This is a genomic window from Candidatus Albibeggiatoa sp. nov. BB20 (genome assembly GCA_016744725.1).
Taxonomy (GTDB): Bacteria; Pseudomonadota; Gammaproteobacteria; order Beggiatoales; family Beggiatoaceae; genus Albibeggiatoa.
Map to the genome: position 1 here is coordinate 1 of JADGDW010000199.1, position 6,890 is coordinate 6,890.

A 6,890-nucleotide genomic window follows, 5' to 3' on the forward strand; every position below is an offset into this window, starting at 1 on the left:
CACGGGAGGTACTCCCCTATCCGGCGTAACTGTAATTATTTCACCATCCGGTAAATCAGCAGTTACGACCACATCGGGCAAATACCAAATGGAATAGTTTGCTCGTTGGATACGGCGGCATAAATCAACTTCTTCATAATATAAAAAGAATTGCTCATCAAAATAATTAACTTGCTTCAATACATCATGTCGAATAATCGAATATGCACCCGGTACCCAATCCACTTTAGCCGCGACATTATGGTTTGCCCAAGTACGATCAAAACGGCCAAAAAATGTAGATTTCGGATATTTATAGGCTAAACCCGATAAAGTTAGAAAGTGATTTAATAAACTCGGAAACATACGGGCTGAGGGCTGCCAACTGTTATCACGTCCGATTAAGCGTGCACCACCGACCGCAACATTAGGATTTTCCCGCATAAATTCCAAAGATTGTGATAAAGCGAGTTCAGTCAAAAACGCATCAGAATTAAGCAATACAATAAATTCACCTGTGGCTTGTTGAAAAGCTAAATTATTGGCCGCTGCAAATCCTAAATTTGTTTGGCTACGAATCAACATGACATGAGGAAATTCACGCTCCACCATATCCGCAGAATCATCTTTAGACGCATTGTCTACCACGATCGTTTCAAATTGAACTGAACCTGCTTTTTTCAATAAAGTTTGTAAACAACGGCGTAATAAATTACAGGTATTAAATGAAACAATTATCACTGAAATGTCAGGCTTACCTAATGTCATTGTTTATCTCTATCTGTACGAACCCAAGTTGCGTTTTTGGCAGCAGTTTTAAGTGTTAAAGGCAATACGGTTAATTTCCACAAAATGTAAAACGGCGCGGTGAGCAAGATTAGAAAATCTTGTGCTGTGCCTTTACCTATCCACAATGCAGCGAACACATGCCCAAACACAATACATAATGCAATTAATGCGTAAAGTTGTGTTGGCAAAAAGGGTATCAAAATAAGTACCAATAATAATAATACATGTATTGCCAATGGTAGTAATAATAGGTCTAACAGGGGTTCGATTAAACGCTGTTGACCTGACGCGGCGGCTTGATAAAGTGAAGGAATATGTTCACGCATCATACGAAAACGCCCACCTTCCCACCGTGCTCGCTGAGTTTTAGCCCCTTTTTGTGCAATTGGCATATCAGCACGTACCGTTGTATTATCAATGAATTGCACTTTTAAATGACGCTTCACCAAGGTGATATGGTATTCCAAATCTTCAACGATAGAGCTAGCAGTGTAAGGCACTTTTTGCAGGGTTTTGCGGGTTAAACCAAAGCCGTTACCTGAAATCCCCACCGATAAATTCCAAAACGCACGGCCTCGGGGTCTCAATACATTGAATGCAAGTAAGGCAACATTCAGCAGTCGATTACGGCGTGAGGCTTCAGGGTTATTCACCGTATAGCGACATTGTAGGCCATCAGCTCCTTGCATAAAAGTTTGCTCACAGACTTGGATAAAATTAGGCTCAACAGTTGTATCTGCATCGACAATTAGCAACGCATCAATTTCAGTTTGTTCTAGTAAATGTTTAAACGCAAAATCCAGCGCGTACCCTTTGCCACGCAGTTCATCATTTTGCCGTTCCAGTATTTCTGCACCTGCTTGACGGGCTTTATCGGCTGTATCATCTATGCAATTATCAGCAATAACATAGACTTGATATTGACCATGTGGAGAATCACAACTCAGTAAGCTTTTAACCGTTTGGCTAATATTCTCGCTTTCATTGTGCGCAGGTACAATCACGGCTAAGTTTAATCCAGCTTCGTGATGGGCTTGGCGTGGTTTGTACAGTAATGCGCCTAGGGTTAAGAACAGTAGTTCAAACGTGCCAAATACAGTGACAGCGGCTAGTAAGATGGCAAACAAAATCCATAAGCTCATGGTAATTTTTCAGTGTGACTACAAGATACCGCTATTAAAAAAGATATGCTATGAAATGTCTAGTGTTGAAGTGGCTGAATCTGAAAGTTTAAATCTTGCTAAGTAGTAAATATTCGGTTTAAATAAAAATAAACCATTAAAATCAATATGTAGGCTGTTATTTTAATACCATGCTAATTTTTTATAGTTATCAATCAAAATGGGCTTATTTATTTTGCATCGTAAGACTGAGACGCTGAGTATTGTTTATTGTTGGACATCATCAGCATTGTTTATATTTGAGTTTTTAACATCGCCGTTGATGGTGATATTTTGTGACATGATTTGTTCGGGTTTTTGCATATCAACAATACCATCTAAAAGTTGTCTCACTTTATATTCTTGGCGAATTTTGCCGTTGTAATAAGGCTTGTTATCAAGGTAGCAACCAATCAAGTCTTCATATTCAACATAGACGGCTTGTCCTCTTTTATCTTTATCGGGTAATGGCACGAGTTCAATTACGTCGAGTTTTTCAAAATCATCATGCAGTTCCCACAGGGTTTTACGGATTGTGGCGAAGTCATCACGTGTTACCCAAATTTGGATATTTTTGTCTTCATTATCAGATTTTATCACAGCGGTTGTTTGATAGATTTTGTCATAAAGAACCACGCCTGTACGCCAATGTAATTGATTTAAAATATCTTTGTGCCGTTTAACAATGAATTTAGGCATGATGGAACGCGGTAAAAAATCGTATTCAAGTTTGAATTTTAGAGCTGTGTCGTAGTTAAAATTAAATTCGGGTTGTGGAACGGCTAGTAAGTCGGGGATTAAGATGGTTTCTGGATTGATTTTGTAGCACAGCTCAAATTTTTCCATTAACAGAATGATATGGCGATGTTTTTCAACGGGATAATGGTAGTCATGTTCGGTTTTAGGTTGGAGAATTTCATCGAGGCAATCGAGTGTTAAAACTCCCTGATGTTGGGCTAGTTGTGGTGCATTGATGATTTTGTATACAGCTTCTGTGACCCATTTAGGTTCTAGCACGTAGGTATCACGCAAGTCGAAATCTTTGAAATGGATAATTACGCCTAAGTCATGTAGAAATTGAACAAGGGTATTTTGTGCTGATTGATTAATATTATTTTTTTGACACAGATTTTTGTATTCTTGGTGTGAAACATAGTGTTCTGATAGGTTTTCGAGTGTGGTTTTGACTTCAAACCAGCTTTGTCCCCATAGCGTTTGTATAATTTCGACTTCGCTTAGGGCTTGGGATATGGCTTGTTGTAATTCGTTGAGTCCTGTTTTGTCTTTGCAGGAAATGCGGTGAAAGCTATGGATACCTTGGTATTTTTCACGTAAAAACGGTTGGTTGACTTCAAAACTGGGGTTTTCATCCATTTTGTTCAATACTATAAGTATGGGGGAGTCATTGCCAAAGCTTTCGATATGTTTGAGCCAGTATTCAATAAATGCCCTGTGACTTCGATTGGTTCTTGTTGTGTGTTTTGGGTTTGCAGTGTTAAGGATTGGATGTTAATGCCATGGGTTTTTGATTCTTGGGCATTAAATTCTTGATTGTTAAGTTGTTTTAAAAGGGAAGTTTTGCCAGCACCACCATCACCAACAAGGAGTATTTTTATTTCGTTTAAAGGTTTTTGTTCTTGTTCTAATGATTTGCAATAATGTTGAATTGCTTTGATACCTTGTTTGACTATTTCATATAGTGTTGTTTATAAAGGATTTTTTTCTAAATCCAAATCACTCAAGTTTTGCAGTTGCCCAAACGACGTTGGCAGTTCTTTTAGCTGGTTTTCATTTAAATCTAAATCACTCAAGTTTTGCAGTTGCCCAAACGATGCTGGCAGCTCTTGTAGCTCGTTATGACTTAAGTCTAAATAACTCAAGTTTTGCAGTTGCCCAAACGACGTTGGCAGTTCTTTTAGCTCGTTATTATGTAACATTAAATAACTCAAGTTTTGCAGTTGCCCAAAGGAGTCTGGGAGTTGTTCAATTTTGTTGCCAATTAAGAATAGCTTTTGTAGATAAATTAAGGAACACAAGCATTCAGGAATTTTCTTTATGCCACATTGATATAAACCTAACTCTGTGACTTTATTTTGCGAATTGACCACGTAACATACTGAATTAAAATAAATTTTTTCCACCCTTCTTGGTTCTATACCAATCTCTTACTCTAATTGTTTAATAATTTCTGGTTTAGGCTTAAATAAATCTATGATGATTTCAAACATGGTAGTTATCTTTTAATTTTGAAAAAGATTTAACAGATTGATGGATGGACAAGATTTAGATTGTAGATATTTTTAAGAATGATGGCAAATACTTGGTTTTTTAATCCTGAAAATCTTTAAATCTTGAGAATCCTGATTCAGACATTTTTGAACATAAGGCAAATAAGGATGGAATTTATTCTTCTTGTTCTTACACTGTTTGATAATGTCTGGGTTAATCATGAAAAATGACCCGAAGTATTGTTTAAAGTATATTAACACTCAGTAAAGTATAAATTTTGACTTGCTGTATAACACCATTATGCGTTATCCTTATAATGTTATTTATAGTCATGATAAGTGAATTTAATAAGTAACCTATAGCCTGTTTACTGTACAAGGGTGAAGGATGAATATACACGAATATCAAGCGAAGAAACTTTTTGCCGACTACGGCATTCCTGTTCCAACAGGACATCACGCTTCTAGTCCAGAAGAAGCAAAAAAGCAAGCCCAATTATTAGGTGGCGATGCGTGGATGGTTAAAGCCCAAGTTCATGCGGGTGGGCGTGGTAAAGCAGGTGGCGTTAAACGCGCGACTAGCCTAGATGAAGTGATAGCATTCACTAAAGACATGATAGGCATTCAGCTTGTTACTCACCAAACAGGGGCAGAAGGCCAACCTGTCAATTCTGTTCTCATCGAATCCCCTTCTAATATTGCTAGAGAGCTTTATTTAAGCTTTGTTGTTGATCGTGCGACAAGACGTGTTGCTATTATCGCATCAACTGAAGGCGGCATGGACATTGAAGCTGTTGCTGAAGCAACGCCTGAAAAAATTATTACACGCACAATTGACCCTATCGTTGGTATTCAAGGCTATCAATGCCGCGAAATCGCATTTGCATTAGGTTTAAGCGGTAATCAAGTCAAACAAATGACTAAAGTTTTATCTAGCTTATATACATTATTTATTGATAAAGATTGAAGCTTAGTTGAAATCAACCCATTAATCACGACTGATACAGGTGACTTAATGGCGTTAGACGGCAAAATCAACGTAGACGACAACGCTTTATATCGTAACGAAGATATTGCTGATTTATATGATGCTTCTCAAGAAGATGAAAAAGAACATAGAGCGCGTGAATTTGACTTAAACTATATTGCGTTAGATGGTGACATCGCATGTATGGTTAACGGTGCTGGCTTAGCAATGGCGACCATGGATATGGTTAAATTAAGCGGTGGCGAGCCTGCAAACTTCTTGGACGTTGGTGGTGGTACTAACGAAGAGAAAGTAAAAGAAGCGTTTAAACTGATCTTATCTGATGAAAAAGTGAAAGTTATTCTAGTCAATATTTTAGGTGGCATTGTTAAATGTGACTTAATTGCGATTGGTGTCATTAACGCTATCAAAGAAACAGGGACTCAACTTCCTGTGATTGTACGTTTAGCAGGTACGCGTGTTGAAGAAGGCAAAGCCCTACTAAAAGAAAGTGGTTTAGCAGTGATTCCTGCGGATGACTTAAAAGACGGTGCTGAAAAAGCAGTAGCTGCGGCGAAGGGGGCATAAGCATGAGCGTATTGATTGATAAAAACACTAAACTAATTTGCCAAGGTTTTACAGGCAAACAAGGTACGTTCCATTCAGAACAAGCTTTAGCGTATGGCACACAATTGGTCGGTGGTGTTACACCGGGTCGTGCTGGTCAAACGCATTTAGATTTACCTGTATTCAATACTGTACGTGATGCAGTAGATGAAACTGCAGCTGAAGCCTCTATGATTTATGTACCTGCGCCATTTGCAGCAGACGCAATTTTAGAAGCAGCAGAAGGTGGTGTCAAAATCATCGTATGTATTACTGAAGGTATCCCAGTACTAGACATGTTGAAAGTGAAAGCGGTATTAACTGCAAACTTCCCTGATACACGTTTAATTGGCCCTAACTGCCCTGGTATCATCACACCTGAACAGTGCAAAATTGGTATTATGCCGGGTCAAATCCATCAAGCGGGCAAAGTCGGTATTGTGTCACGTTCTGGTACATTGACTTATAAAGCAGTCAGCCATACAACGGCTAATGGCTTAGGTCAAAGCACATGTATCGGTATTGGTGGTGATCCAATCCATGGTATGAACTTCATCGATTGCTTGGAATTATTCCAAGAAGATCCACAGACTGAAGGTATTATCATGGTGGGTGAAATCGGTGGTACTGCTGAAGAAGAAGCGGCTGAATTCATCAAATCTAACGTGACTAAACCTATGGTTGCTTATGTTGCAGGTGTTACAGCACCTCCAGGTAAACGTATGGGTCATGCGGGTGCAATTATTTCTGGTGGTAAAGGGACTGCTGAAGATAAATTCAAAGCATTAGATGCAGCGGGCGTTAACATTGCACGTTCCCCAGCAGATATTGGTCCTAAGATTTTAGAAGCATTAAGCTAGTTTAAATCAGTTTTTGTTTCTTAATTAATGGCAAATGGTCGCAAGGCTGTTTGCCATTTTTTTATGTATTGGTTATTGAATAGCGATTGTTAGCCATTTTCCAAAAATTTTTTTCTGGAAGCAATAAATTACCTCGTTACTAAGTTCTACTTGGTAATTGCTTGTTCCAAAAGCTCTGCTTTACGATATATTTAGCAAGCTGGGTAGGTATTCCCCCAACTGGGTTTGTAAATGAGCAAAAAAGGATATAAATGCTTATAGAAAAATTAAATAGACTCAATTAACGAGAATAATATTATAT

6 protein-coding genes and 1 pseudogene are annotated in these 6,890 nt (G+C 38.3%); 2 read left to right on the plus strand and 5 right to left on the minus strand.

The features are described from left to right. From ABXH34_RS16705 to ABXH34_RS16725, 5 genes are all read right to left on the minus strand, one after another. Positions 1-747 (minus strand): glycosyltransferase family 2 protein (locus ABXH34_RS16705; RefSeq protein ID WP_353573022.1); only part of this gene is annotated, 747 nt, incomplete at its 3' end. Further along, positions 744-1,910, minus strand: a complete 1,167-nt coding sequence (locus tag ABXH34_RS16710; RefSeq protein WP_353573023.1) for a glycosyltransferase family 2 protein — start codon at positions 1,908-1,910, stop codon at positions 744-746. The genes ABXH34_RS16705 and ABXH34_RS16710, both read right to left, overlap by 4 nt. A 246-nt stretch (positions 1,911-2,156) precedes the next feature. Then, positions 2,157-3,302, minus strand: a complete 1,146-nt coding sequence (locus ABXH34_RS16715; RefSeq protein ID WP_353573024.1) for a COR domain-containing protein — start codon at positions 3,300-3,302, stop codon at positions 2,157-2,159. Between the two features lie 11 nt (positions 3,303-3,313). Continuing rightward, positions 3,314-3,619: an ADP-ribosylation factor-like protein gene (locus ABXH34_RS16720; RefSeq protein WP_353573027.1), complete on the minus strand. Its 306-nt coding sequence runs from the start codon at positions 3,617-3,619 to the stop codon at positions 3,314-3,316. Positions 3,620-3,634: 15 nt separating this feature from the next. Then, complete coding sequence (locus ABXH34_RS16725) at positions 3,635-4,069, minus strand: leucine-rich repeat domain-containing protein (RefSeq protein WP_353573025.1); 435 nt, start codon at positions 4,067-4,069, stop codon at positions 3,635-3,637. A 475-nt stretch (positions 4,070-4,544) separates the two neighbouring features. Between ABXH34_RS16725 and sucC the strand changes: the two are divergent. Then, a pseudogene (gene sucC / locus ABXH34_RS16730) lies at positions 4,545-5,711 on the plus strand (ADP-forming succinate--CoA ligase subunit beta). 2 nt (positions 5,712-5,713) lie between these two features. Then, positions 5,714-6,589, plus strand: a complete 876-nt coding sequence (sucD, locus tag ABXH34_RS16735) for a succinate--CoA ligase subunit alpha (RefSeq protein ID WP_353573026.1) — start codon at positions 5,714-5,716, stop codon at positions 6,587-6,589. Positions 6,590-6,890: the final 301 nt, after the last annotated feature.

Excerpts from the sequence above, each read along its gene's own strand:
- ABXH34_RS16710 (WP_353573023.1), bottom strand. The coding sequence starts at position 1,910 with ATGAGCTTATGGATTTTGTTTGCCATCTTACTAGCCGCTGTCACTGTA.
- sucD (WP_353573026.1), top strand. The coding sequence starts at position 5,714 with ATGAGCGTATTGATTGATAAAAACACTAAACTAATTTGCCAAGGTTTT.
- ABXH34_RS16715 (WP_353573024.1), bottom strand. The coding sequence starts at position 3,302 with ATGGATGAAAACCCCAGTTTTGAAGTCAACCAACCGTTTTTACGTGAA.